This is a genomic window from Lichenibacterium ramalinae, from assembly GCF_004137085.1.
Taxonomy (GTDB): domain Bacteria; phylum Pseudomonadota; class Alphaproteobacteria; order Rhizobiales; family Beijerinckiaceae; genus Lichenihabitans; species Lichenihabitans ramalinae.
The window spans coordinates 67,416-92,895 of record NZ_QYBC01000022.1; the positions used below are offsets into that span (position 1 = coordinate 67,416).

A 25,480-nucleotide genomic window follows, 5' to 3' on the forward strand; every position below is an offset into this window, starting at 1 on the left:
GGTCGTCCGGCGGTCGCCGCGCCCCTCAATGCCTCCCGAACGCGAAGCGCACGAGAAACGCAAGATTGGCCAGGAAGGTGTCCGGACCGTCCTGGCCGTCGTCGATCGTCGCCTTGGCCCGCGTCGGTTCGACGGACAGGGCCGGGTCCGACACGGCGTCGCTCAGCTTGCCGCCCTGGTCCGGCGGTCGTGGATGGACGGTGAAGGTGAGATCGGGGGTCGACATGAGCGAGGGGCCTCGGGGCGAGCGATAGAGGACGGCTCCCCGTTGCGCCGAACCTATAGACGCACCGCGCTCGCAGCGCAGCCCCGACGGTCGAGGCGTGTCGGATCGGAGTGCCGCTTCGCCGCAGCCTCCGGACGCTGACCGGACCAGCCGGGCGCAGCGACAGGCCGGGCACGGGGTCGGCGCGCCCGGGCGCGGGCATCGACGGCCCACAGCGGCCCGGGCCGCGCTTCCGTCGGTCACGTCGCGTTTCGGCGCATCCGAAGGCCCACGCCAACTCCCGGGCAACCCCATCGCCGTCGATCCGCCACATGACGATGGAAGGGTCCCGCCATGAGATCCCTGCTCGCCCTGTCTGTCCTGGTCCTGCCCTTCATGGTCCCCGCCCCTGCGGAGGCGGAGGTGCTTTTCGATTGGCCGGTCGCCTGCGAGGTCGGCGCGACGTGCGAGATCCAGCATTACGTCGACCATGGCGAGGGCGGCGACGCCCAGGACTATCGCTGCGGGACCGTGACCTACAAGGGCCACAACGGCACGGACATCCGGGTGCCGACCATGGCGGACGAGCGACGCGGCGTCGATGTCCTCGCCGCCGCGCAGGGCCGGGTGCTCCGGGTCCGGGACGGGATGGACGACGTGTCGGTCGCCGTCGTCGGACACGATGCCGTGCGCGATCGGGATTGCGGCAACGCCGTCGTCGTCGCGCATGCCGAAGGCTTCGAAACCCAGTATTGCCACATGGCCAAGGGCAGCGTCCGGGTGAAGCCGGGCGACGCGGTCCAGGCCGGCCAGCCCATCGGGCGCGTCGGCCTCTCGGGCGACACCGAGTTCCCGCACCTGCACATCACCGTGCGCCACGACGGGCAGGTGATCGATCCCTTCGCCTATGGCGAGCCGGCGCGGGCCTGCGCCGGCGGGACCTCGCTGTGGCGGGCCGCCCTGCAACCCGCCCTCGCCTACAAGAACGGCACGGTGCTGAACTTCGGCTTCGCCCCGGGACCCATCACGATGGAGCAGGTCGACGACGGCGCGGGACACCTGCCGCTCGCCGCCGATTCGGCCGCCGTGCTCGCCTATGTGCGGGCGATCGACCTCAGGCGGGGCGACGTCCAGCACCTCGTCATCTCGGGTCCCGACAGCACGTTGATCGATCGCAGCGAGCCGCCGCTGGCCTCCAACAAGGATCAGGTCTTCATGGCGATCGGGCGCCGTCGCCCGCCGCAGGGCTGGGTCCCCGGCGCCTATTCGGCCCGTTACGAGGTGGTGCGGGACGGCAAGGTCGTGGTCGATCGCGCCATCGCCGAACGCATCGGTGCGGCTCGGGCGGACCCGCCGCAGCCCTGATGCGTCTCGACCCGCGGCCCCGCCCATGGCTCGAAACCGCTTGACCTCGGCGGAGCGTCGCGTGCTTGATCGTCCCGCCGCCCGCGCGTGCGACCCCGAACGGAGACCGGTTTGACCCGCATCGCCGCGATCACCGCCGCCCACCGCGAGCACCTCCGGCAGCTCAAGGCGGATTTCGACCAGGCCTACGCGGCCATCGAGGACCTGTCCGACCGGTCGAGCGCGAGCTTCCGCGAGGCCGAGAGCCTGTATCGGGTCTGGATCAAGGCGATCGACTCGCAGGCGCTGGCGCTGCTCGACGATCTCGACGCACTCGACATCGGCGGTGGTGGTCCCCGGCCTGCGCCGACGGCCCCGGGCACCTACTCCCCCGTCCTGTCCGTCAAGGCCGGCGACGTGGACCACGTGTTCTCGGAGATGGAGGACATGCTCCACGCGCGGGACCTGATCGAGGACGAGGAGACTGCCGCCCCCACGCTCGCCGAGCTGGTGGATGCCGAGCCGTCGCCGGGCGGCTTCCGCTGACACCATCCGACGTGGCGAACGTCCGGCCCGGCGCCCGCCGTTCGAACCATCGGCCACACCGGACCCGCTCGTCCATCCAGGGTCCCGCCGCCGTTCTCGGCGGGAACTCCCTGGCATCGGCAAAATGCCGATGTTAACAGGTGCGTCAGGCCCGCACGGCGAGGAGCGCCCGACGGCGCGCCTCGCTCAGCCCGATTCGCGCTGGAATACCGCCATCATGAGAAAAGCCTTCATCACCGGCATCACGGGTCAGGATGGCGCCTATCTGGCCGACCTGCTGCTCGGGAAGGGATACGAGGTCCACGGGCTCGTGCGTCGCTCGTCGACCGCGGACGTCAATGACCACCGCCTGCGCTGGCTCGGCATCGCCGACCGGGTCCGCCTCGTCGACGGCGACCTCACCGACCTGTCGGGCCTCATCCGCACCGTTCAGGAGGTGATGCCCGACGAGGTCTACAACCTCGCGGCCCAGTCCTTCGTGAGGTCGTCCTGGCAACAGCCGTTGCTCACCGGCACCGTCACGGGGCTCGGCACCGCCAACATGCTCGAGGCCGTCCGGCTCATCTGTCCCAAGGCGCGCTTCTACCAGGCGTCGTCGTCCGAGATGTACGGGCTGATCCAGGAGCCCGAGCAGAGCGAGACGACCCCCTTCTATCCCCGCTCGCCCTACGCGGCCGCCAAGCTCTACGCCCACTGGATGACGGTGAACTACCGCGAAAGCTTCGGCCTGCACGCGTCGAGCGGTATCCTGTTCAACCATGAATCGCCCCTGCGCGGCATCGAGTTCGTCACCCGCAAGGTCACGGACGCGGTCGCCCGCATCAAGCTCGGCCTCAAGGACGAACTCCGCCTCGGCAACATCGACGCCAAGCGCGACTGGGGCCATTCGCGCGACTACGTGCGCGCCATGTGGCTGATGCTGCAGCAGGACGAGGCCGACGACTACGTGGTGGCCACCGGCCGCACCGTGACGGTGCGGGACATGTGCCGCATCGCCTTCGGCCACGTCGACCTCGACCTCGACAAGCACCTCGTCATCGACCCGGACCTGTTTCGGCCCGCGGAAGTCGACGTGCTGCTCGGCAACCCGGCCAAAGCCAAGGCCAAGCTCGGCTGGGAAGCCACCGTCACGCTGGACGAGATGATCCGCGAGATGGTCGACGCCGACCTCGCGCGCCTGCGTCGCCACAACTGAGCCGCGGCGCGACCAGCATGCAGGGGCCGGATCGGATCCTCGTCACGGGCGCGGGCGGCTTCGTCGGGCGCTGGATGACGGGTCGTCTCGCCGCGGCACTGCCGGATGCCACCGTGGTGGCGGCAGGTGCCGGCGGTGTGACCCTCGACGTCACGCGGGAGGCGGACGTCGACGCGCTGATCGGATCGCTCCGCCCGACGGCGGTGATCCACCTCGCGGGCATGTCGTCTCCCGTCCGGGCGCGCGCCGAAACGCGCGTCGCCTGGGACACCAACCTGTTCGGCACCCTCAACCTCGCCCAGGCCGTGATGCGGCACGCTCCCGAGGCGCGCTTCATCCAGGCCGGCTCGTCGGAAGTCTACGGCGGCTCCTTCAAGGCGGCCGGCGGCCGGGTGGACGAGACCGCGGCGCTGGCGCCGCTCAACCCCTATGCCACCACCAAGGCCGCCGCCGACCTGCTGCTGGGCGAGATGGCCGAAGCGGGGCTGAACGCCGTGCGCTTCCGCCCCTTCAACCACACCGGCCCGGGGCAGGCCACGAGCTTCGTCGTGCCGGCCTTCGCCGCGCAGATCGCCGCGGCCGAGCGCGGCGAGCGAGAGCCGGTGATGCATGTCGGCAATCTCGACGCGCGGCGTGACTTCCTCGACGTCCGCGATGTCGTCGAGGCCTATCTGCTCGCCGTCACGGCACCGTCGCTGCCGCGAGGCGTCGTGCTCAATGTGGCGTCGGGACAGCCGCGGCGCATCGGCGACATCCTCGACACCCTGCTCGGCCTCGCTCGCATCGCCATTCGGGTCGAGCGAGACCAGGGCTTGATGAGGCCGAGCGATGTACCGGTGGCGGCAGGCGACGCCACCCTGGCCGGACGCCTCCTCGGTTGGCGACCGCGGATTCCTTGGGACGAGACGCTCGGCGACGTCCTCGACGACCATCGGCGGGGCTGAGCGCCTGCCCTGACGACGGACCGGCGACGTGTCGCCGGGCGATGCAGGCGAGCGGGCCGAAGCCGCACCCGGCCGCCGATGGCAGGATGGCGAGGTCCATGCGACGAAGCAGCCGTTCGGAACGAGGTCGCGCGCCTCGAGCGCAGAGCTGCCCGGGCGACCGGCCAAACGTCATGGGCTCCCATGGACCGGTGAACTGCGAGGCGATGCGGGATCGCGCAGCCCCGTCACATGCGTCGGCGATACGAGCCGGTCCATGCTCCGTTCCAATTCCCATGACCTTGGGGTAGGCAAACGCCAGCCGGCGCCTGGACCGGCCCGAGGAGACGGACGCATGGCTCGATGGTCGCCACGACGCCACAAGGCCGACGCGGGCGCGGCGGCGGCGGAGCCCAGCCTCGCCGAGCGCCTCCGCGACAGCGGCCTCGTCGACGACGCCTGGTACCGCGACACCTATGCCGACTTCCGGGCCTCCGGCCTCGACGCGGCCGCGCACTACGCCGCCACGGGCGCGGATCTGGGGCACGATCCCAACCCGGTCTTCAGCACGCGCCACTACCTCGACGCCAACCCGGACGTGCGCGCCGCCGGGATGAATCCGCTGCTGCACTATCTCGTGACCGGCTGCGCCGAGGGCCGCAGCATCGGGCCCGGCTTCGACACCGCCTATTACCTCGCGCAGAACCCCGAGATCGCCGCCGCCGACATCGATCCGCTGGTCCATTACCTCCGTTTCGGGCGGCACGAGGGGCGCATCGCCGTGCCCTACGACGAGGCGGAGGCCTTCGAGGTCGGGGTGCGGGCCAAGCGCCAGGCCCTCACCGGCCCGGCCGCGGCCTTGTTCCGCGGCCCGAGGGCCGACCACGTGCATTTCCCGCTGCTGACGCCCGACCCACCCGGCCCCGGCGGGGGCCTGCCGCTGCCGCCGTTGCGCCTCGCACAGCGGATCGGCTCCGTGACGCTGGAGGATTTCGACGCCAGCGGCCGGGCCATCCGCGACGCCATCGTGCGGGCCCTCCCCGGAGATTTCCGCTGGGACGGGATCCGCTGCCTCGACTTCGGTTCGGGCGTCGGGCGGGCCATCCGCCATTTCGCGCCCGAGGCGCAGCGCGCCGAGTTCTGGGGCTGCGACATCGACGGGCCCAGCATCCGGTGGTCGGTGCAGAACCTGTCGCCGCCGTTCCGCTTCTTCCAGATCGGCGAGGAGCCGACGATCCCGCTCGAGTCGGACAGCTTCGACCTCGTCTACGCCGTCTCCGTCCTCAGCCACATCCACTCGACCTGGCACCAGTGGCTGATGGAGATCCGCCGCATCCTCAAGCCCGGCGGCACCGTCTTCGTCACCTTCCTGGGTCCCACCCCCATGATGGACATGCTGGGCGAGCCCTACTGGACGCGCGGCGCCGACTTCGGCATGTACGTCAAGGGACCGCACCAGAACTGGAACGACGGCGGGCCGATGATCTTCGTGTCGCCGGAGTGGCTGAAGGCCTTCTGGGGCTCGCTCTTCGACATCGACTACATCGCCATCGACGGCCTGATGAACTACCAATCGTTCTGCGTCATGCGCAAACCGGCGATGGGCGCTCCCATCCGCACCGAAATCCCGGTGCTGAAGCTGGGCACCGAACAGCCCTTCGATGCCGACGCCTTCGGCTCCATCCTGCCGCAGTTCGACGCCGGGCGCCCCTTCCGCGACAGCTACGGTCTCGATCTCCCCACGGCCGGCCCGCACAGGATCGAGGGCTGGATCGTGTTCCGGGGGGACGCACCCGCCAGCCTCACCGTCGATGTGGACGGCCAGCCCGTGGCCGCGACGGTCGCCTTCGATCCCGGTCAGCCCTACCGCGACTGGGATGTGCCGCAGACGGCCTTCTCGGCCGATGTCGACCTGTCCGCGGTCGCGCTGGGCGCGCATCGCCTCACCGCGACGGTACGCAACCGCGCCGGCCGCTCGCACCCTCTGTCCATCCCGCTCACGTTGCGCTGACGGGCGGGAGGGCCAGACGGTTCAGCCGCGGCCGGCGGCGCCGCCTGCGTGCTGCGCCGGCTGCCCGGCCATCGCGGCACCCGCCGCCTCGAGTCCCCAGGCCACGAGGCGCTCGGCCTCGCCCGGCCCGGCGGCCTCGGCGTAGCAGCGCAGTTCCGGCGCGTTGCCGGACGCGCGGAAGTGGATGACGCGGTCGCCGTCGAGGCGGATTCGCAGGCCGTCGATCTCGTCGAGCCCGACCGCACGGCCGACCGGCGCCAGGAAGGCGTCCCGCAGGCCGGCGTCGCGCAGCCCCGCCAGGAAGGCGGCCGAGCGCTCGGCCGGCACCTCCTGCAGGCGGTGGCTGGCGGTGGGCCGGAAGCCGAGGCCGGCCACGACGTCGGCCAGGGAGCGGCCGGCGGCGCGGGCAGCCGCCAGGGTCGCCAGGATGGGCAGGATGCTGTCGCGCGTCGGCAGGGCCGCGATGGTGCGGCCGTCGACCTGGAGGGCCGAGCCCAAGAGGTAGCCGCCGTTGGACTCGAAGCCCGCCACGGGCGCGAGCCCGTCCGCCAGGGCCTGCTCCATGCCGGCGATGACGAAGGGGGAGCCGACACGGGTGCGGACCACGCGCGCGAAGCCGCCGCTCGCCTCGATGGCCGAGCCCGCCGTCACCGGCACCGCCACGGCCGCGACGCCGAGGTGGCGCGAAGCGATCAGCCCGACGACGTCGCCCGGCAGCACCCGGCCCGTGCCGTCGGCGATGAGCGGGCGGTCGCCGTCGCCGTCCGTGGTGACGATGGCGTCGAGCGTGCCCTCGGCGGCCGCCGCCTTCAGCGTCGCCAGGTCCTCCGGCCGATGGGCCTCGGTGTCGACGGGGATGAAGGCGTCGGCCCAGCCGAAGGGCACGGGTTCGCCGCCCAGCGCGCCCACGACCTCGACGAGGAGGTCGCGCGCAACGGAACTCTGCTGGTAGACGCCGACGCGCAGGCCCCGCAGCGCGTCCGGCGCCAGGGCCGCGATGCAGCGGGCGCGGAAACGCCCGAGCGCGTCGGGGTGGGGTTCGGCCCGTCCCGCCGCCGGCGTGACGCCGGTCGTCCGGAAGGCGCCATTGATGGCGGCCTCGTCGGCCTTGGTGATCTCGCCGGCGGCCGTGTAGAACTTCAGGCCGTTGCGGTCGTCCGGGATGTGGCTGCCCGTCACCATCACGGCCGGCCAGCCGCGCCGCAGCGCCTCGAGGGCGAGGGCGGGCGTGGGCAGCGGCCCGCAGTCGAGCGGGCGCAGGCCCGCGTCCCGCACCGCGGCCGCGACCGCATCCGCGATGGCGGGGCTGCTGGACCGCAGGTCGCGCCCGATCAGCACGGGCGTGCCCGGGGCGCCGCCGCTGGGACCCAGCGCCGCGATGAAAGCCAGCGTGTAATCGTAGGAGGGGCCGCCGACGAGATCGCTGACGAGCCCGCGCAGGCCGCTCGTTCCGAATTTTAGACTGCTCATCGACCACGCTCCACCATCGCCCGGGAACGACGAGGCGATGTTCGGTTGGCGATATTCGATTTCGGCCGCGATGGGAACTCGAAGCTCGGTCGGCCCGGTCAAGCCTGCACGGGCCCAGCCTGCTCGACCCGGACCGGTCAACCCCTGGCGCGCTGGCGGATCATGAAGTTGTCGAACGTGTATTCGCTCACCTGCCACCACAGGTACTGGTCGGCCCGGAAGGCCATGGCGGCGTCGAGCATGGATTTGAAGCGTGGATTGACGTCCGAGATCTCGCGATAGACGTCCCCGGCGGCCTTGAATGCCGCCTCGAGCAGGTCCTGCGGGAAGGCCCGCAGTTCCGCGCCCGCGATCACCAGCCGCTTCAGCGCGGCAGGGTTGGCGGCATCGTAGGAGGCCTGCACCTGCAGGTGGGTCGACAGCGCCGCCGTGCGCAGCGCCGCCCGGAAGGCTTCCGGCAGGGCATCGTGCCTCGCCTTGTTGAAGGCCACGTGGATCATCGAGCCCCCGCGCCACCACCCCGGGTAATAGTAGAAGGGCGCGGCCTTCTGCAGCTTTCCGGTGTCGTCGATCTTGGCATCGTCGTAGGGGCCGACCCAGGTGACGCCGTCGAGCGTGCCGCCCTGCAGCGCCGCCACGATCTCGCTCCGTGCCGTCTGTTCCGGCACGGCACCGAGCTTCTGCAGCACCCGGCCGGCGAGGCCGCCCGCCCGGATCCTGAGCCCAGCGAGGTCGCCCGCTGTCTTGATCTCGCGGCGGAAGAAGCCCCCCATCTGGGCGCCGGTATTACCCGCCGGGTAGCCGATGGCGCCGTAGTCGGCGAGGAGCGCGTTGGTGAGGTCGTTGCCGCCGCCGTCCAGCGCATAGGCGGCCTGCTCGCGGGCGTTCATGCCGAAGGGGAAGGCCGTCGGGATGGCGAAGGCCGGGTCCTTGCCATAGGCATAGTCGAGCTGCGTCTGGCAGGCGTCCACGGTCCCGGCCTGGACGGCGTCGAGCGCCTGCAGGCCCGGCACGATGTCGCCGGGCGGGAACACGTCGATGCGGAACCGCCCGCCCGTGATGTCGCCCACCTGGCGGGCGAAGAGTTCGGCGCCGCCGTAGAGGAGGTCGAGCGATTTCGGGAAGCTCGAGGTGAGGCGCCACGTCACCTCCGGCGCTTCGGCGGCGCGGGCCGGGCCGGCGCCCCCGGCCGCCAGCCCCGCGGCCGACAGTGCCGCCGCGGTCACGAACCGCCGCCGCCCGATGCGCTCGCCCATGACGGACCTCCCTTGCCACGGCAACCGGCCGCCTGCCCGAGGCTCCCAGATTGCCTGGGGCCGCGGTCGAAGGCCAGAGGTGAACGTTTATTATTCAGTGACGATGCGCGGCGCGGGCCTGCTGCGCGAGCCCTGCAGCGTGGCCATCAATCTCTGCGCGATCCCCATGTAGGCCTGGGCATGCGGCCCCTGCGGGTCCGCCACCACGATGGGCCGGCCGGCATCCGAGGTTTCCCGGATCGGCAGGGCCAGCGGCACCTCGCCGAGATAGGGCACGCCGAGCCGTTCGGCCTCGTGCTGGGCGCCGCCGTGCGAGAAGATGTCGGTCTTGGTCCCGCAGTGCGGGCAGACGAACGTGCTCATGTTCTCGACGATGCCGAGGATCGGCACTTCCGTGCGGCGGAACATGGCGATGCCGCGCCGCGCGTCGATCAGGGCGAGGTCCTGGGGCGTCGAGACGATGACGGAGCCCGCCAGCGGCACCGATTGCGCCATGGTGAGCTGGGCGTCGCCGGTGCCGGGGGGCATGTCGACCACCATGATGTCGACGTCGCCCCAGGCCACCTCGCGCAGCATCTGGGTGATGGCCGACATCACCATCGGGCCGCGCCAGATCATCGGCGTCTCCTCCTCGACGAGGAAGCCGATCGACATGATCTTGAGGCCGAAGGCCTCGAGCGGCCGCATGGTCTTGCCCTCGATCACCTCGGGCTTCTGCTTCAGGCCGAAGAGCCGCGGCATGGAGGGGCCGTAGATGTCGGCATCGAGCACCGCCACCTTCTGGCCGAGGTTGCGCAGCGCCAGTGCGAGGTTGGCCGACGTGGTGGACTTGCCCACGCCGCCCTTGCCCGACGCCACCGCGATGATGGTCCTCACGCCGGGCACGCCCTGCGCGGTGCGGGCGGCCTGGGCCTTGGGACCGGGGCCCGGCGCGGCGGCGGCATGGGAATGGCCGTGGTCGTGCCCATGGTGGTGGCCATGGTCATGTGCAGGGGTCGGTGCAGGGGTCGGCGCCGGGCGCGGCGCGGCGCCGGCCTCGCCCTTCGACGGCGTGGTCAAGGTGACGAAGGCCTTGCCGACCCCCGGCAGGGCCGACACGGCCCGTTCCACGGCCGCCCGCATCGGCTCGGCTTCGGCGGCCCGCACCGCCTGCACTTCCAGCGACACGAAGACCCGGTCTTCGCGCACGACGACGCCGCCGAGCACACCCGATTGCGGCAGCGGCGTGCGCCCGTCGGGGCCCATGATTCCGGCCAGCGCCGCGACGACATCCTGTTGAGACGGCATGGTGTTCCGATCAAGAGAAGACCCGCCCGGACGTCGCCCGGGCGGGTGTGGTTTCGCGCAGTCCTACAGGAGAGCGACCCGCCGCGCGACCCGCGGCGGAACGCTCGCCCGGCGTCACAGCTTTAGCGGCACCTTGGGCACCGACCCGCCGCCGCCGGCTTCCGACGACGGCGCCTCGGGCTCGTCGCCCTCCCCGCCCTCGTCCGCCGCGGCCTTGCCCTTGGCGCGCTTGCCTTCAGGGTCCCGCTTCTTGCCGGCCTCGACGATGTCGCGCTCCGGCCGCGGCAGCACCGGGCCCTCCGGGTAGACGAAGTCGAGGGTCTTGGTTCCGGCGTCGTCCGACACCACCACGATCTTCACGGCGCCGCCGTTCTTCAGTTTGCCGAACAGGACCTCGTCGGCGAGCGGCGTCTTGATGACCTTCTGGATGACGCGGGCCATCGGCCGCGCCCCCATCGCCTCGTCGTAGCCGTGCTCCACCAGCCAGGCGCGGGCCTCGTCGGTGAGCTCCACCGTGACGTTGCGGTCGGCGAGCTGGGCTTCGAGCTGCAGGATGAACTTGTCGACGACCTTGGAGATGACCTCCTCGGGGAGGCGGCCGAAGGGCACGATGGCGTCGAGCCGGTTCCTGAACTCCGGCGTGAACATCTTGTTGATGGCCTCGAGGTCCTCGCCCTCGCGCTTGGCCCGGGTGAAGCCGAAGGCTTCGCGGGCCATGTCGGCGGCGCCGGCATTCGTGGTCATGATCAGGATCACGTTGCGGAAGTCGACCGCCTTGCCGTTGTGGTCGGTCAGCTTGCCGTGGTCCATCACCTGCAACAGGATGTTGTAAAGGTCCGGATGAGCCTTCTCGATCTCGTCGAGCAGCAGCACGCAATGCGGATGCTGGTCGATGCCGTCGGTCAGCAGCCCGCCCTGGTCGAAGCCGACGTAGCCGGGAGGGGCGCCGATCAGCCGGCTGATCGTGTGGCGCTCCATGTATTCCGACATGTCGAAGCGGATCAGCTCGACGCCCAGCGAGGCGGCCAGCTGCTTCGCGGCTTCGGTCTTGCCGACGCCGGTGGGTCCCGAGAACAGGTAGGAGCCGATCGGCTTCTCGCCGTCGCGCAGGCCGGCGCGGGCCAGCTTGATGGCGGAGGTCAGGGCATCGATCGCCTTGTCCTGCCCGTAGACGACGCGCTTCAGATTCTCGTCGAGGTGGCCCAGCACCTCGGCGTCGTCCTTGGACACGGTCTTGGGCGGGATTCGGGCCATCGACGCGATGGTGGCCTCGATCTCCTTGATGCCGATCGTCTTCTTGCGGTTCTTCTCGGGCAGCAGCATCTGGCTGGCGCCCGTCTCGTCGATCACGTCGATCGCCTTGTCGGGCAGCTTGCGGTCGTTGATGTAGCGGGCCGACAGCTCCACGGCGGCCTGCACGGCCTCGGTGGTGAACTTAACCTTGTGGAATTCCTCGTAGTAGGGCTTGAGGCCCTTCATGATCTCGACGGCGTCCGGGATCGACGGCTCGTTGACGTCGATCTTCTGGAAGCGGCGGACGAGGGCACGGTCCTTCTCGAAATACTGGCGGTATTCCTTGTAGGTGGTCGAGCCGATGCAGCGCAGCGAGCCCTGGGCCAGGGCCGGCTTCAGGAGGTTCGAGGCGTCCATGGCGCCGCCCGAAGTGGCACCGGCACCGATCACGGTGTGAATCTCGTCGATGAAGAGGATCGCGTTCTTGTGCTGCTCGATCTCCTTCATCACCTGCTTCAGCCGCTCCTCGAAGTCGCCGCGGTAGCGGGTGCCGGCGAGCAGCGTGCCCATGTCGAGCGAGAACACGGTGGCGTCGGCGAGAACCTCGGGGACCTCGCTCTTGATGATCTTGCGGGCGAGGCCCTCGGCGATGGCGGTCTTGCCGACGCCCGGCTCGCCCACCAGCAGCGGGTTGTTCTTCTGGCGCCGGCACAGGACCTGGATGGTGCGGTCGACCTCGGCCGAGCGGCCGATGAGCGGGTCGATGCGCCCGTCCTTGGCCTTCTTGTTGAGGTTGACGCAATAGGCCTCGAGCGCCCCGTCCTTCTTCTTGGAGTCGGAGCCCTCCTTGCTCTCCTTGCCGTCGCGGTGGTCGTCCTCGTCGGCGCCGCGCGGCGACTTCGACGAATCCGACATGCCGGGGCGCTTGGCGATGCCGTGGCTGATGTAGTTCACGGCGTCGTAGCGCGTCATGTCCTGCTCCTGCAGGAAGTAGGCGGCATGCGACTCGCGCTCGGCGAAGATGGCGACGAGCACGTTGGCGCCCGTCACCTCCTCGCGCCCCGACGACTGCACGTGGATGTGGGCGCGCTGGATCACGCGCTGGAAGCCGGCCGTCGGCTTCGCGTCGTCGCGGCCGTCCGACACGAGGTTCTCGAGTTCGTGCTCGATGTAGTCGACGACCTGCTTCTTCAGCATTTCGACGTCCACCGAGCACGCCTTCAGCACCGCGGCGGCGTCGGTGTCGTCGATCAGCGACAGGAGGAGGTGTTCGAGCGTCGCATATTCATGGTGCCGATCGTTGGCCAGGGCCAGGGCGCGATGCAGTGACTGTTCGAGTGAGCGGGAAAACGCTGGCATGATGGCGACCGCCTTTCACTTCTTTTCCATGATGCATTGCAAGGGATGCTGGTGCTTGCGCGCGAAATCCATCACTTGCGTGACCTTGGTCTCGGCGACCTCGTAGGTGAACACCCCGCATTCGCCGACGCCGTGGTGATGGACGTGCAGCATGATGCGGTTGGCGTCATCCGCCCCCTTGTTGAAGTAGATCCGCAGCACCTCGACGACGAATTCCTGCGGGGTGTAATCGTCGTTGAGGAGCAGCACGCGGTACATGCTGGGCCGCTTGGTCAGGGTCTTCGGCCGGGTGATGACCGCAGTCCCGCTCCCGTCGCCGCCCCGCCGCGGCTCCTTGGGGCCGGCCGGCCCGGCGACGCTCGGTCGAGCGGCGGGTCGGGTACGGACATCCTCGGTCGAACGAACAGGCACGGTCCAGATATCCTCGTCGGCGATGGGCGAAGCGGAGAAGCCTCGTTCCTTCGTGTCCCAATGTACGGCTCGGATTCCCGCTTCGCTAGGGGGAGGACAGAGACGCTTCGTCATCCTTGAAAATCCCGTGACGGTCCCGACACGCCACCGACGCAGGCGAGTTTCGGGGGCGATCGTGGCTCGATCGAGGCCTTGCCGGCCCGGCCGGCCGGCAGGAATGCAGCCTTCGTGCCGCATTTCCCGGCGCTCGCCGGGCTCTCGACGTCGCAAGCCCCGAGACGCCGAAGGCCGCCGCGATGGCGGGGCCCTCCATCGCAGCACGATGCGGTCCGGGCGCGCCGGACCGCCGCGCCGACGTTCAGCGCGACGTCGCAGAAGAGGTGCCGTCTCCCTTTCGCAATCGGGCGTCGGCCGGTGGCGACCAGGACCGATCCGCGATCCATGTGCAGCGCACAATACCGTCACGTCGTTTTGTGCGATGCGGCAGATACGACCAATGCGAGTGCACCGGGCTACCCCCCGTTAACCGCCGTGTAACCGCGATCCCCTAGCCTCCCAGACTGTGCCCTTTCGATCACGGGTGGCGCCCCTCGTCGGGCGACGGACCGGGATCGACCATCGCGAGAACCTGACCGGCCCTGCGGCGGCGATAGCCGATCGCGGGGCGGGCCTGGCCAGCGGGGATGAGTTTCATGGTCGTGCGTGGCGTCAAGAAGTATCGCGTTGGACGTCTCGTTCCGGCCGCCACCATGGCCCTGGCGCTTCTGGCGGGGGGTGCACCGGCAGAGGCCCGCGGGCGGCACGCCTTTCATCGCTTCGCCCATAACCCGCATGTCGCCCATGCCGCCCGGGCGGCGCTCGGCGGCACGGCTCCGAACTTCTCCGCCATCGTGATCGACGCCAATTCGGGCCGCGAACTCTACGGGGTCAACGAGGACGCGCCGCGCCACCCCGCCTCGATCACCAAGGTGATGACGCTGTTCCTGCTGTTCGAGCAGATGGAGAAGGGCAGGATCGGCCTCGACACGCCGCTCCAGGTGTCGGCGCATGCGGCCGGTCAGTCCCCCACCAAGCTCGGCGTGCCGGCGGGCGGAAGCGTGACGGTCGAGACCGCCATCAAGGCCATCGTCACCCGGTCGGCCAACGACATGGCGGTGACGGTGGCGGAGAACCTCGCCGGCGACGAACTCACCTTCGCCAAGCTGATGACCGCCAAGGCCCATGCGCTCGGCATGCACCACACCTTCTACCACAACGCGTCCGGGCTGCCCGACATGCGGCAGATCACCACCGCACGCGACCTGACGATCCTGGGCCGCGCCATCCACGACCGCTTCCCGCACTACTACCGGTATTTCTCGACGCCGAGCTTCGTCTACCGCGGTGAAGTGATCACCAGCCACAACCACCTCATGGCCCGGATGCAGGGCATGGACGGCATCAAGACCGGCTACACCAACGCGTCGGGCTTCAACCTGCTGAGCTCCATCCAGCGCGGCGGCCGGCACGTGGTGGCGGTGGTGATGGGCGGCAAGTCCGCGGCCAGCCGCGACAACGTCATGCAGGGCCTGCTGGAATCGCATTTCGAGGAAGCCCAGGCCGGTCCCGCCAGCCATGTCGCCGAGGGCAGCCCGGTGGAGGAAGCCGCGGAGCCGCCGCATCGCGAGGTGCCGTCCCCGCCCCCGGTCGAGCGCGCGACGCCGCGCCGGCCGCCGGTCGAGATCGCCGACGGCGACGACGACGCGGCCGAGAACGCGCCCGACGACGAGCCCGTGCCGTTGCCGGTCGAGCGCCGCATCCCGCGCGGCCCGAGCCTGATCGCGCCCGAGATGGCGGTGCCGGTGCCCGAGCGCGCGCCCGAGCGGGTGCGCCTCGCCCGCAGCGCCGACGACCGGCCACGCCCGGCCTTCATCGCCGGCGCCCCGCGGCTCCCCGACCAGGCCCGCGCCGCCGGCAAGCTGGCGCCGGACGGTTCCACCAACCGGCGCACGGTGGCGGCCGCCTCGACCGGTGCCGCCGTCGCCACGGCCACGCCCTCGAGCCTCCGCTGGGTCACGGGGCCGCAGCCGGTCCGGCTCGGGCCGAGCGGGCCCGACGTGAAGGTCGCCCAGGCGAGCCGGGCCGCGCCGATCAGCTTCGGCCCGGCCTCGGAGGACCGCACCGACACGACGCCCGGGCCGCGCGAGACGGCCGGGCCGTCCCCCACCGACGCCCGCGGCCCGGCCGGCGCGCGTGGCGGCGTCGTCATCCAGATCGGCGCCACCGACAACCCGGGTGCCGCGGCGGAGCTGCTGAGCCGCGCCCGCAACGAGAGCCGCTCGGCCCTGGCCTCGGCACGGCCCTTCACCGAAAAGGTGCAGAAGGGCGACGCGACCCTCTACCGGGCCCGTTTCGCCGGCCTGGAGCCGGCCGAGGCCGAACTGGCCTGCAAGACCCTCAAACGGTCGGGCTTCGCCTGCTTCGCCACGCGCGACTGACCGGGCCTCGGCCCGCGTCACGCCCGGTCCGAGGCACCCGCGCGGCCAGCCCGCGCCAGCCACCCCATCCCATCATCCCTCCCAGCGGAACATCACTGATGTCGACGCATCAGGACATCTTTGGCTTCATTCACCCGGGCCGCCAGATCGGTGGAGCCGCCGTGGTCGGGATGGGCCGTCTTCATCACGCTCCGGTGCGCGCGCGCGACCTCCTCCCGGCTCGCGCCCTTCGCGAGGCCGAGAAGCTGGCAGGCCTCTTCCTCCGACATCGCGCCCGAGCGCGTGCCGCGGCGCGGGCCCGGGCCCGGGCCGGCGCTCCCCGGGTGCGGCTTGTCCTGTGCTGCTCCACGCCAGCCGGGAAACCGGCGGTCGAAATATGCCTCTAGCAGCCGGGCGCCCTCGGCGTCCGCCGACTGGCAGAAGTCGTAGAGCGAGGACAGGCTGTCGCGGTCGAGCTGGGCGAGCGGCGCGCCTTCGAAGGGCCCGGCCAGCACCAGGCCGCTCATGACCCCGCTGGAATGGTCGAGCTCCATCTCGATCGTGGCGGAGCGGACCCGCGACACGCGGGACTTGCCGGCGGCCCCCGGGCCGGCCCGGCGACGGGCGCCGCCGAAGAGGGAAGCGCGACGGCCGGTCAGCAGCCAGAAGCCGAGGGCGCCGAAGCCCAGCGCCGTGCCGACCTGGCCCTTCACGAGCAGCAGCAGCGCGAAGACGAGCAGCACCGTGCCGCCGCCCTGCTTCATGCGCCGCGCCACCACGGCCGGGGCCGCGTTGAGGAACTCACGCACCAGCATGGAGCCGATCCAGAACAGCACCAGGCCGGCCAGGAGAGGGATAAGCGGCATCGTCGGGGGCTCAGCGGATCTGCGACAGGAGGAGTTTGGCGGCGTCTGCGTCGCCGGTGCGACTCTGCGCTTCGAGCGCGAGCGCGCCGCCGGCCGCATAGGCGGCAGCCGCGGCCAGCAGGCGGCCGAGCCGCGCCGGGGCGGTGGCGTCGAAGGCCGCGTAGGCGCCGCCCGTCAAGCGGGCGATCTCCTTGAAGCAGCGCTCGGCGGCCCGGTCCCGACCCTCGTGGAACATGAAGCACTTCAGGCCCAGCAGCGCCAGCTCGCCGGCCTTGGCGCAGAGCGGGTCGACCCGCTCCTCGACGCAGTCCCCGACGTAGACCAGCGCCCCGGTGCGGGCCCGGCGGGCCTCGTCGCCGGCATGGTCGAGCACGCGGCCGATCTGCGTGTTGCCGCCCTCGACGCGGATGCGGCTCATGAGACGGTCGAGTCCGGCGCCGCCCGAGACGAAGGCGGAAGCCTTGCACTCGTGCAGCCCGCGGAAATACACGAGCTGGACGTCGAGCCCGCCGAGTGACGCCGTGGTGTCGAACATCTTGGCCTGCAGGCCGATGGCGACGTCCCAGGTCGGCTGGCGGCTCATGGTGGCGTCGAGCGCAAAGATGAGCCGGCCGCGGCCGCTCGCCGCCTGCGGCACCGGGGCCCGACGCGTGTGGTCGAGGAAGGCGTCGACCGCGGCCCGGCCGGAACCCGTCGAGGATGGAACGGCGCGGCGATCGTCGGTCGGCGGCAAGGCGGATCCTCGTTCGTCACGGGGGGAGACGCTTCCAACATCGTGCAGCCCAGGCCCTACCGCAAGCCGCCCCTCCGCCGCACACCCGCGGCGACGCGGCTTGACATCGGCGGCGTGGCGCCGCCAACCCCGACGTCGAGCCCCGCCGCGGTCGGCCCCGGGGCACCGTCCCTGCCCTGCCGACCTGCGAGGCCCGCTTGCCCGACCCCGCGATGGCGCGAGACGCGATGGTGACGCGGCCGGCTCGCGCCCGGCTGCTCCGGACCGCACTGCTGTTGGCGGTGCTGGCGGCGTTCTGGACGGCGCAGGTCGTCGCGGCGCGCGGGCTCCTCCACGCCTATCCCTGGACCTGGTCCTGGTCGGAACTTCTGGTGGACTACCAGGGCGGCTTCGTGAAGCGCGGCCTGCTGGGCGAGGCGGCCTTCCGCCTGCAAGGGGTGATCTCGCCCGCACGCCTCGTGGTGGACGCGGTCTCGGCCGCCTACCTCTTCTCCAGCGCCGGCCTGATCCTGGTGCTGCGCCTGCCGGAGCGCTTCGCCGGGCTGCTGTTCCTGCTTTCGCCCGCCGGCGGGCTGTTTCCCCTGCTCAACCCGGCGGCCTTCGGCCGCAAGGACGCCTTCGTGCTCGCCGCCGTCGTGGCCGCCCTCATGCTGGTGCGCTCCTGTCGCCGGCCGGGGGTCGCGCTGGCCGGCACCATGGCGATCTTCCTGGTGGCCGGGCTGCTCGTCGAGATCGCCTGGTTCTACTATCCGCTCGTCGCCGCCGTGCTGCTGGCCCGGTGGCGCGACACCGCGGTCCGCTGGCGCCTCGGCGCCGCCGCGGCCGCGGCCGCCTACACGCTCGGGTGCCTCGCCCTCACCCTGCTGGCGCCGAAAGTCGATACGGCCGCCATCGCGGCCTCGTGGGATCACGCGCCCTTCACCAGCGACAGCACGGGCGCGCTCTGTTGCCTCAACTTCGGCTTCGGGCAGGCGCTCGCCACCGCCCGCGCAACGCTGCCGAACCTGCGCGGCTACGCGCTGGCGGCCCTCCTCGCCGCCCTGCCGCTCGCGCTCCTAGGCCTGCGGCACCCGCCGCGGCGGCTGGAGCCGCTGGCCACCACGGTGGCCGCCCTGGGCCTGGTGAGCGCCGCCTTCCCCCTGGTCGTCACCGCCGATTGGGGCCGCTACATCACCCTCGCCGTGACGGCCGCGTTCCTGGCCTACTGGTCGGTGACCCGGGATCGCCCGCAGGCCGCCGCCCCGCGCCCGACCCTCGAAGGCCTCGTCGTGCGGGCGGCCCTGCTGGCCCTCTACGCCTCGACCTGGCAGGTCGTGCACTTCCAGTTCCCCGACAGGAGCGCGCTGATCCCCGGCCTCTTGTTCCGCCTGCTGGGCGCTTCGGGCCTGACGCCCCTGCCCGGCTGACGCTCCTGCCCGACTGACGCCCCTGCCCGGCTGTCGCCGGCCTCACAGCAGCCCGAGGTCGCGCAATTCGCGGCGCAGCGCTTCCGGCAGCGCGACGATGTCGGCCGGGCCCCGGCCGGCGTCCGGCGGCGCCGTCAGGGGATCGAGGTAGCGCCAGCCCTGGAAGGGACGGCAGGGCCTCGCCTCCACGGCGACGACCTCGGGTTCGAGCACGAGGTGGCAGCGGCCGACGCCCTCGCCGTCGGTGAACGGTCGCACGTCGAGCAGCCGCTGCCGAGCCGCGACCTGGCCCTTGATGACCCAGAAGAGCGAGCCGCCGTCCAGAAGCTCGACGACGCGCTTGGGCACCATGCGGGTGGTGTGGCGATGTTCCGCAGGGCTGCCGGAGCGCCTCTGGTCGGCGAGGCGCGACGCGATCCAACCGTCGAGATCGGCGATCGATTCGGCGCCGACGCAGAGTTTGAGGAGGTGAAGCGCCATGTCGCCCTTGTCGACGCAAACACGTGGCCGGGCAAGGCGGGCCCGTGACACGCCCGACCGACATTTTCGGCCGGCGCACCAGCAACCTTGACCCGAGCCATTGCGTTGTGAAACTTAAGTCGTGCTCAAACGGGCTACGGTCGGTGGCCGGCCCCGCCGTGCGCTTGGAGATGATGTCGATGCTCAAACACAGTCGCCGGTCCTTGCTCCTGGGGGGCGTCGCGCTGGCGAGCGTCGCCGCGCTCCCGCTCGGGACCGCCCTCGCCCAGGAAGTCGACGCCGATGAGATCTACGGTCCGGTCAAGACCGAGCCCTATCCCGTCAAGGGCATCGACGTCGGCCGGGTCAACCCGCGCTTCCTTCGCACCCTCGTCGACTACCCGACCGACCAGCCGCCCGGCACGATCGTCATCGATCCGGCGAAGCACTTCCTCTACCTCGTCATCGACAACGGCCAGGCCATCCGCTACGGCGTCGGCGTCGGGCGCGAAGGGTTCCTGTGGTCCGGCGACGCCCAGATCGGCGCCAAGCGCGAATGGCCGGACTGGTATCCGCCCAAGGAGATGTTCGCGCGTCAGCCCGAGATCATGAGCGCCATGTCCAAGCTGCAGAGCGGCATGGGCATGCACGGCGGCCCCGGCAACCCGCTCGGCGCCCGGGCCATGTACCTGTACCGGGACGGCAAGGACACGCTGTTCCGCATCCACGGCACGGTGGAGCCCTACACGATCGGCAGCAGCGTGTCGTCGGGCTGCATCCGCATGATGAACCAGGACGTGCTGGACCTGTATTCGCGGGTGGATGTCGGCACCAAGGTCATCGTGCTGGGCAACGCCCAACCGACGAACCAGCAGGTGGCCGAAGAGCGCCGCGCCTCGACGACGCGCCAGCGCACCCGCCGCATCGCCCGGCCCGAACCCGTCGACGCCCAGGATGCGGGCGTGCCGGATGCGGGGCAGCCCGTCGATGGCGGCGGCTATCAGCCGGGCGACCAGGACTATTGATCGGCGCTCGATGAGCGACGCGAGCGGCCCGATCCCCTCGGGTCGCCCCACCGTGATGCAGCGACGCCCCGGCCGGGAAACCCTCGGCCGGGGCGTCTGTCGTCATTCGGCCGCCTGGGGATAGTCCGCCGCGAAGGGGCGGGCTCCGGCCTCGTCCGCGCCGCGGTGGCCGACGGGGCCGGGCTCGTCGACCGGGCTCGGCTCGTCCTTGGCGCCCACGAAGCGTCCGAACAGCCGCTGCAGCAACCACCCGGCGTCGTCGAGGACTGTGAACACCGCCGGCACGAAGACCAGCGACAGCACCGTGGACACGATGAGGCCGCCGATCACCGCGATGGCCATGGGGGAGCGGAACTCGCCGCCGTCGCCGAAGGCGAAGGCCGAGGGCAGCATGCCCGCCACCATGGCGATGGTCGTCATCACGATGGGCCGGGCGCGCTTGCGGCCCGCTTCGACCAGCGCGTCGCGCCGCGCCGCGCCGCGCCGGATCTCCTCCACGGCGAAATCCACCAGCATGATGGCGTTCTTGGTCACGATGCCCATCAGCATCAGGATGCCGATGACGACCGGCATGGAGATCGGGCGTCCCGTGATCAGCAGCGCCAGGATGGCGCCGCCGATCGACAGCGGCAGCGAGAACAGGATGGTGATGGGCTGGGTGAAGCTGCCGAAGAGCAGGATCAGCACCCCGTAGACCATCATCAGACCGGCCCCGATCGCCAGGGCGAAGCCGGAGAACACCTCCGCCATGATCTCGGCATCGCCCGACTGGCGGAACGCCACGCCCTTGGGCAGGGCCTTGGCGGTCGGCAGCGCCATGACGGCGGCGAGCCCTTCGCCGAGCGGATGGTCTCCGGCGAGGTCGGCCTCGACGGTGACGCGGCGCGACCGGTCGTAGCGGCTGATCGCCGTCGGCCCCTGCCCGACCTTGAACTCGGCGACGGAGGACAGCGGCACGCTGCCGCCGGCGGTCGGGACCCGCAGGGCCTTCAGCACGTCGAGCTTGGAGCGCGCGCCCTGCTCGAGTTCGACCCGGATCGGCACCAGCCTGTCGCCGGCGTTGAACTTGGCGAGGTTGGCGTCGATGTCGCCGAGCGTCGCCACCCGAATGGTCTCGGACAGCGCCTCGGTCGACAGGCCGAGATCGGCCGCCAGACCCGCCTTGGGGACGATCTCCAGCTCCGGCCTGTCGAGGTCGGCGGTCGAGCGCGGGTTCACCAGTACCGGCAGGGTGCGCATCTCGCTGGCGAGCTGGTCGGCCGTGTCGTCGATCAGCTTGGTGTCGGTGCCCGCCAGGGTCAGCTGCAGGTCGCGCTGGCCATTGTCCTTCAGGAACCAGAAGCGGATGTCCGGCACCGCCTCCATGTCGCGGCTGATCTCGGACTGGATCTGCTTCTGGGTGACGGAGCGCTGGCTCTTGTGCGCGAGGTTGATGACGAGGGTCGCCTTGCGGACCTCGGCCGAGTCGCCCAGCACCTGCCCGCCGTAGACCAGCACCGACCTGATCTCCGGAATGGTCCGCAGCGTGTCGGTGATGCGCCGCGTCACCGCTTCGGTGTCGTCGAGCCGCGAGCCCGGCGGGAGCTCGACGGCGAGCAGCGAGCGCCCGGTGTCCTCGGCCGGGAGCAGGCCCGAGGGCAGCAGCGTGGTGGACCACAGCGACAGCACGAAGAGCCCCAGGCCGGCCGCCACCGTCACCCAGCGGTGGTTCACCGACCAGCGCACGAGCTCGGAATAGGCCTGGATGACCGGGCCATCGCCGGACGGAGCCGCGGCATGCGGGCGCAGGAAGTAGGCGGCGATGACCGGCGTGACCAGGCGGGCGACGATCAGCGAGAAGAAGACCGCGATCGCCACCGTGAGGCCGAATTGGCGGAAATACTGGCCCGGGATGCCGCCCATGAAGGACACGGGCGCGAAGACCGCCACGATGGTCATCGAGATGGCGATCACGGCGAGGCCGATCTCGTCGGCGGCCTCGAGCGAGGCCCGGTAGGCGGATTTCCCCATCCGCATGTGGCGGACGATGTTCTCGATCTCGACGATGGCGTCGTCGACCAGGATGCCGGTGACGAGCGTGATGGCGAGCAGGCTGACGGCGTTCAGCGAGAAGCCCAGCATCCCCATGATCCAGAAGGTCGGGATGGCGGACAGCGGCAGCGCGATGCCCGACACGACGGTGGCCCGGATGTCGCGCAGGAACAGGAACACCACCACGATGGCGAGGATGGCGCCCTCGACCAGGGTTTCCATGGCGGAATGGTAGTTGCCGATCGTGTAGTCGACTTGGTTGTCGACGCGCGTGATGGCATAGGCGGGATGGGCCTTCACCAGCGCCGCCACCTTGTCGGCGACCTTCTGGGCGACCTCGGCATCGCTGGCGCCCTTGGCGCGCGTCACCCCGAAGGCGACCACGGGCCGGCCGTCGAGCGAGGCGAACGTGCGTGGCTCGGCGGACGCGTCCGCCACGGTGCCGAGCTCGTCGAGCCGGGCCTTGCGGCCGCCGCCCAGCACGATGGGCAGGGCCGCGAGGTCCGCCACCGAGCGGGTGCCGGCGAGGGTCCGGATGGCCTGCTCCTGGCCGGCGATCTCGCCGCGGCCGCCCGCGAGGTCGACGTTGGTGGCCCGCAGCTGGGCCGACACGCTGGCGGCGGTGACGCCGAGCGCCAAAAGCTTGCGCGGGTCGAGCGCCACCCGGATCTCGCGGTCGACGCCGCCCGAACGCGCCACCTGGCCGACGCCCCGGATGGTCTGCAACTCGCGCGCCACGGTGTCGTCGACGAACCAGGAGATCTGCTCGGTCGAGCGGTCGTGGGCCGAGACCGCGTAGGTGACGATGGGCAGGCCCTCGACGTCGAAGCGCTTGACGATGGGCTCGTCGATGGTGCGCGGCAGCTCGACCCGGATCTTGGAGATCTGATCCTTCACGTCGTTCAGCGCGCGGTCGACGTTGGTGCCGATGTCGAACTGGATCGTGGTGGTGGAGGCGCCGTCCGACACGGCCGAGATGATGTGCCAGATGCCGGGCACGCCCGCGACGGCATCCTCGACCTTCTTGGTGACCTGGCTTTCGAGCTCCGAAGGCGCCGCGCCCGACTGGGTGATGGCGACCTGCACGATGGGGATGTCGATGTTGGGCAGGCGCGTCACCGGCAGCGACCGGAACGCCACGAGGCCGAGGATCACCAGCACGGCGAAGGCCACGAGGGCCGGCATGGGCCGCCGGATCGACCAGGCGGAGATCGGCAAGCTCATCGGCTGGCCTCCTTGGCGGGCATGGTCCCGTCGGACGGGCCCATGGGCCGTACCACGTCACCGGCCCGCAGGAAGGCTGCGGCCCGCGCCAACACGGTTTCGCCGGGGCGCAGGCCCTGGCGGATCTCGACCTCGGTGCCGTCGGCCAGCCCGCGCTGGACGCTGCGCCGCTCGACGCGGTCGCCCTCGCCCACGACCTCGACCGACCAGTCCCCGTCCTGGCCCGCCAGGGCCGTGGCCGGGACGGCGACGCCGTCGCGCTGGCCGACGTCGACCACCGCGGTAGCGAAGGCGCCGATCCGGGCCGCCGCGTCGCCGGCCAGCGCGATCCTGACGTGGCCGAGGCGGCTCGTCTTGTCGATCTCGCTCGAGATGAGCCGCACCCGGCCTTCGACCGGCGCGGGCGTGCCCGACACCGTCACGCCGGCCGACATGCCGAGCCGCACCCGCGTCAGGGCATCCTCGGGCGCCTCGGCATCGAGATCGATGGCGCCGTCCTGGGTCAGCCGGAACAGGGCGTCGCCGCCGTTCATGGCGAGCGCACCCAGCCGCGCCGTGCGGCGGCTGACGACCCCGGCCACCGGGGCCCGCACCTCGGTGCGGGCGATGCGGACGTCGAGCTCGCGCCGCTGGGCCTGCTGGGAGCGCCTGTCGGCCTCGGCCACGGCCAGGGCTGAACGGGCGCCGGCGAGCTGGGCGGCACCGGCCCGCGCGGCCGAGGCGCGGCTGTCGAGCGCCGATTGCGAGATCACGCCGGTTTCGAGCCGGGTGGCGCGGGAATAGTCGGCCTGCGCCTGGGCATTGGTGGCGTCGAACTGCGCGATGGCGTTCTGCGCCTGGGCCACGGCGGCATCGGCGCGCGCCAGGGCGGCGTCGCTTTCGGCCGCCAGGGCATCAAGCTGCGTGCGGTCGAGCCGCGCCAGGACCTGGCCCTTGGCGACACGGTCGCCGTCGTCGGCCAGGAGTTCGGTGATGCGCAGCCCGTCGATCTGCGGTCCCACCATGGCTTCCTCGCGCGCCACCAGCGTGCCGGAAACGTAGAGCCGGTCGCGGAACAGCCGCGTGCCGGCCCGCACCGCCGTCACGGCCGGCGGCAGCGGGCTCGCGGCACGCGGCGCCTCCCCCGGTGCCCCGGCATGGTCGGTCGGCCGGTCCGCCAGCGCCACGGGGCCGAGCCAGCGCTCAGCCGTCGAGCCGAGGCCCGCCCGGTCGAGGCCGGCCCGCAGCCCGGGCCGGGTGGAGGGCACCAGGGCGCCGAGCGCGACGAGGGCCGCCCCGATCAGCAGCACCGAGGCGAAGAGGCGGCGCAGCGCCCTCACGACGGCGACCCCCCGGTGGCGCGGGGCTCCGGCTTGATGGCGCCCGCGAAGAGGGCGCGGTAGACGGCAAGCGCCAGCGCGATCTCGGCCTCGCCGTCGAAGTCCGGCTCGGTCGCCCGGCGCTTGAACAGGCCGGCCGTCACCGTCAGCATGACGCGGACGGCGAAATCGGGCGTGAGGCCCGCGGCCGCGGCCGGAGCCGCCACGATGGCGGCGAGACGCGTCCTGGCGACGCGCTCGATCGCGCGGCAGACCTCCGCAACCGCGGGGTTGCGGCCGGCCTCGGCCCAGATCTCCAGCGCCAGGTGGCACCCCCCGATCGGCGCCGCGACGAGATGCTTGCGCAGCAGGGCCGCCATGGCGCCCAGCATGTCGTCGGCGGCCTCGAGCTGGCCGAAATCCTCCGCCAGCGCCGCCTGGTCGCGCTCGGCCAGGCCCGACACCAGAGCCTCCTTCGAGCTGAAGTACCGGTACAGGTTGCCGGCGCTCATGCGCGCCTCCGCCGCCACGATCTGCATCGACGCCGCGTGGAAGCCGTGGCGGGCGAAGGCCCGTTCCGCCGCTTCCAGGATCCGCGTGCGGCGGGCGTCTTCGGGTTCGACGGACAGAGCCGCGATGGACATGGATCGGCCTCGTCGTACTGGGAATGAACGTTCATTCTGGCATAACGGCAGATCGTGCCGGGATCAAGGCCCGGCGGCACCGGACGAGCGCCGCGTCG

The 25,480-nt window shown here is 71.4% G+C and carries 20 protein-coding genes; 8 read left to right on the forward strand and 12 right to left on the reverse strand.

All coding sequences use genetic code 11. From position 1 onward, the window contains the following. Positions 1 to 25: 25 nt before the first annotated feature. Positions 26 to 226: a hypothetical protein gene (locus D3272_RS22250; RefSeq protein WP_129221410.1), complete on the reverse strand. Its 201-nt coding sequence runs from the start codon at positions 224 to 226 to the stop codon at positions 26 to 28. Between the two features lie 333 nt (positions 227 to 559). Here D3272_RS22250 and D3272_RS22255 point away from each other — a divergent pair, with 333 nt between their 5' ends. The 5 genes from D3272_RS22255 to D3272_RS22275 all read left to right on the forward strand — a co-directional run bounded on the left by D3272_RS22255 (position 560) and on the right by D3272_RS22275 (position 6,224). Further along, positions 560 to 1,570: a M23 family metallopeptidase gene (locus D3272_RS22255; RefSeq protein WP_129221411.1), complete on the forward strand. Its 1,011-nt coding sequence runs from the start codon at positions 560 to 562 to the stop codon at positions 1,568 to 1,570. A gap of 111 nt (positions 1,571 to 1,681) precedes the next feature. After that, positions 1,682 to 2,095: a hypothetical protein gene (locus D3272_RS22260; RefSeq protein WP_129221412.1), complete on the forward strand. Its 414-nt coding sequence runs from the start codon at positions 1,682 to 1,684 to the stop codon at positions 2,093 to 2,095. A gap of 217 nt (positions 2,096 to 2,312) precedes the next feature. After that, on the forward strand, positions 2,313 to 3,290 hold the full coding sequence (gene gmd, locus D3272_RS22265) for a GDP-mannose 4,6-dehydratase (RefSeq protein WP_129221413.1): 978 nt from the start codon (positions 2,313 to 2,315) through the stop codon (positions 3,288 to 3,290). Positions 3,291 to 3,307: 17 nt separating this feature from the next. Beyond that, on the forward strand, positions 3,308 to 4,234 hold the full coding sequence (locus D3272_RS22270; protein WP_129221414.1) for an NAD-dependent epimerase/dehydratase family protein: 927 nt from the start codon (positions 3,308 to 3,310) through the stop codon (positions 4,232 to 4,234). 334 nt (positions 4,235 to 4,568) lie between these two features. Continuing rightward, complete coding sequence (locus D3272_RS22275; protein ID WP_165361477.1) at positions 4,569 to 6,224, forward strand: class I SAM-dependent methyltransferase; 1,656 nt, start codon at positions 4,569 to 4,571, stop codon at positions 6,222 to 6,224. A gap of 21 nt (positions 6,225 to 6,245) precedes the next feature. On the opposite strand, the gene D3272_RS22280 is transcribed toward D3272_RS22275, so the two are convergent. From D3272_RS22280 to clpS, 5 genes are all read right to left on the reverse strand, one after another. Then, positions 6,246 to 7,694: a phosphohexomutase domain-containing protein gene (locus D3272_RS22280; protein ID WP_129221416.1), complete on the reverse strand. Its 1,449-nt coding sequence runs from the start codon at positions 7,692 to 7,694 to the stop codon at positions 6,246 to 6,248. 137 nt (positions 7,695 to 7,831) lie between these two features. Continuing rightward, on the reverse strand, positions 7,832 to 8,938 hold the full coding sequence (locus D3272_RS22285) for a TRAP transporter substrate-binding protein (RefSeq protein WP_129221441.1): 1,107 nt from the start codon (positions 8,936 to 8,938) through the stop codon (positions 7,832 to 7,834). A 102-nt stretch (positions 8,939 to 9,040) separates the two neighbouring features. Next, on the reverse strand, positions 9,041 to 10,237 hold the full coding sequence (locus D3272_RS22290; RefSeq protein ID WP_129221417.1) for an Mrp/NBP35 family ATP-binding protein: 1,197 nt from the start codon (positions 10,235 to 10,237) through the stop codon (positions 9,041 to 9,043). Between the two features lie 114 nt (positions 10,238 to 10,351). Then, positions 10,352 to 12,829, reverse strand: a complete 2,478-nt coding sequence (clpA, locus tag D3272_RS22295; RefSeq protein WP_129221418.1) for an ATP-dependent Clp protease ATP-binding subunit ClpA — start codon at positions 12,827 to 12,829, stop codon at positions 10,352 to 10,354. 15 nt (positions 12,830 to 12,844) lie between these two features. Beyond that, positions 12,845 to 13,240 (reverse strand): ATP-dependent Clp protease adapter ClpS, encoded by a 396-nt coding sequence (clpS, locus tag D3272_RS22300; RefSeq protein WP_428978010.1) that lies wholly within the window; start codon positions 13,238 to 13,240, stop codon positions 12,845 to 12,847. Positions 13,241 to 13,932: 692 nt separating this feature from the next. Between clpS and D3272_RS22305 the strand changes: the two genes are divergently transcribed. After that, positions 13,933 to 15,717 (forward strand): D-alanyl-D-alanine carboxypeptidase family protein, encoded by a 1,785-nt coding sequence (locus tag D3272_RS22305; RefSeq protein WP_245496727.1) that lies wholly within the window; start codon positions 13,933 to 13,935, stop codon positions 15,715 to 15,717. A gap of 92 nt (positions 15,718 to 15,809) precedes the next feature. Here D3272_RS22305 and D3272_RS22310 read toward each other — a convergent pair whose 3' ends face one another. Next, positions 15,810 to 16,562, reverse strand: a complete 753-nt coding sequence (locus D3272_RS22310) for a J domain-containing protein (protein ID WP_129221419.1) — start codon at positions 16,560 to 16,562, stop codon at positions 15,810 to 15,812. 10 nt (positions 16,563 to 16,572) lie between these two features. Then, positions 16,573 to 17,295 (reverse strand): VWA domain-containing protein, encoded by a 723-nt coding sequence (locus tag D3272_RS22315; RefSeq protein WP_129221420.1) that lies wholly within the window; start codon positions 17,293 to 17,295, stop codon positions 16,573 to 16,575. Positions 17,296 to 17,492: 197 nt separating this feature from the next. On the opposite strand from D3272_RS22315, the gene D3272_RS22320 reads away from it, so the two are divergent. Beyond that, positions 17,493 to 18,701, forward strand: a complete 1,209-nt coding sequence (locus tag D3272_RS22320; RefSeq protein ID WP_129221421.1) for a hypothetical protein — start codon at positions 17,493 to 17,495, stop codon at positions 18,699 to 18,701. 42 nt (positions 18,702 to 18,743) lie between these two features. Here the strand turns inward: D3272_RS22320 and D3272_RS22325 are convergent, their stop codons facing one another. Next, the gene (locus D3272_RS22325; RefSeq protein ID WP_129221422.1) at positions 18,744 to 19,181 is read right to left on the reverse strand and encodes a DUF1489 family protein; all 438 of its coding nucleotides are present in this window, start codon (positions 19,179 to 19,181) and stop codon (positions 18,744 to 18,746) included. Between the two features lie 179 nt (positions 19,182 to 19,360). Between D3272_RS22325 and D3272_RS22330 the strand changes: the two genes are divergently transcribed. After that, the gene (locus D3272_RS22330; protein ID WP_245496728.1) at positions 19,361 to 20,185 is read left to right on the forward strand and encodes a L,D-transpeptidase; all 825 of its coding nucleotides are present in this window, start codon (positions 19,361 to 19,363) and stop codon (positions 20,183 to 20,185) included. Between the two features lie 102 nt (positions 20,186 to 20,287). Here D3272_RS22330 and D3272_RS22335 read toward each other — a convergent pair whose 3' ends face one another. From D3272_RS22335 to D3272_RS22345, 3 genes are read right to left on the reverse strand one after another with little or no spacing between them, the layout of a single operon-like run. After that, on the reverse strand, positions 20,288 to 23,440 hold the full coding sequence (locus D3272_RS22335) for an efflux RND transporter permease subunit (protein WP_129221424.1): 3,153 nt from the start codon (positions 23,438 to 23,440) through the stop codon (positions 20,288 to 20,290). After that, positions 23,437 to 24,759 (reverse strand): efflux RND transporter periplasmic adaptor subunit, encoded by a 1,323-nt coding sequence (locus D3272_RS22340; protein WP_129221425.1) that lies wholly within the window; start codon positions 24,757 to 24,759, stop codon positions 23,437 to 23,439. The genes D3272_RS22335 and D3272_RS22340 overlap by 4 nt, the downstream gene beginning before the upstream one ends. Continuing rightward, positions 24,756 to 25,382: a TetR/AcrR family transcriptional regulator gene (locus tag D3272_RS22345; protein WP_129221426.1), complete on the reverse strand. Its 627-nt coding sequence runs from the start codon at positions 25,380 to 25,382 to the stop codon at positions 24,756 to 24,758. Before D3272_RS22345 ends, D3272_RS22340 begins: the two co-directional genes overlap by 4 nt. Positions 25,383 to 25,480: the final 98 nt, after the last annotated feature.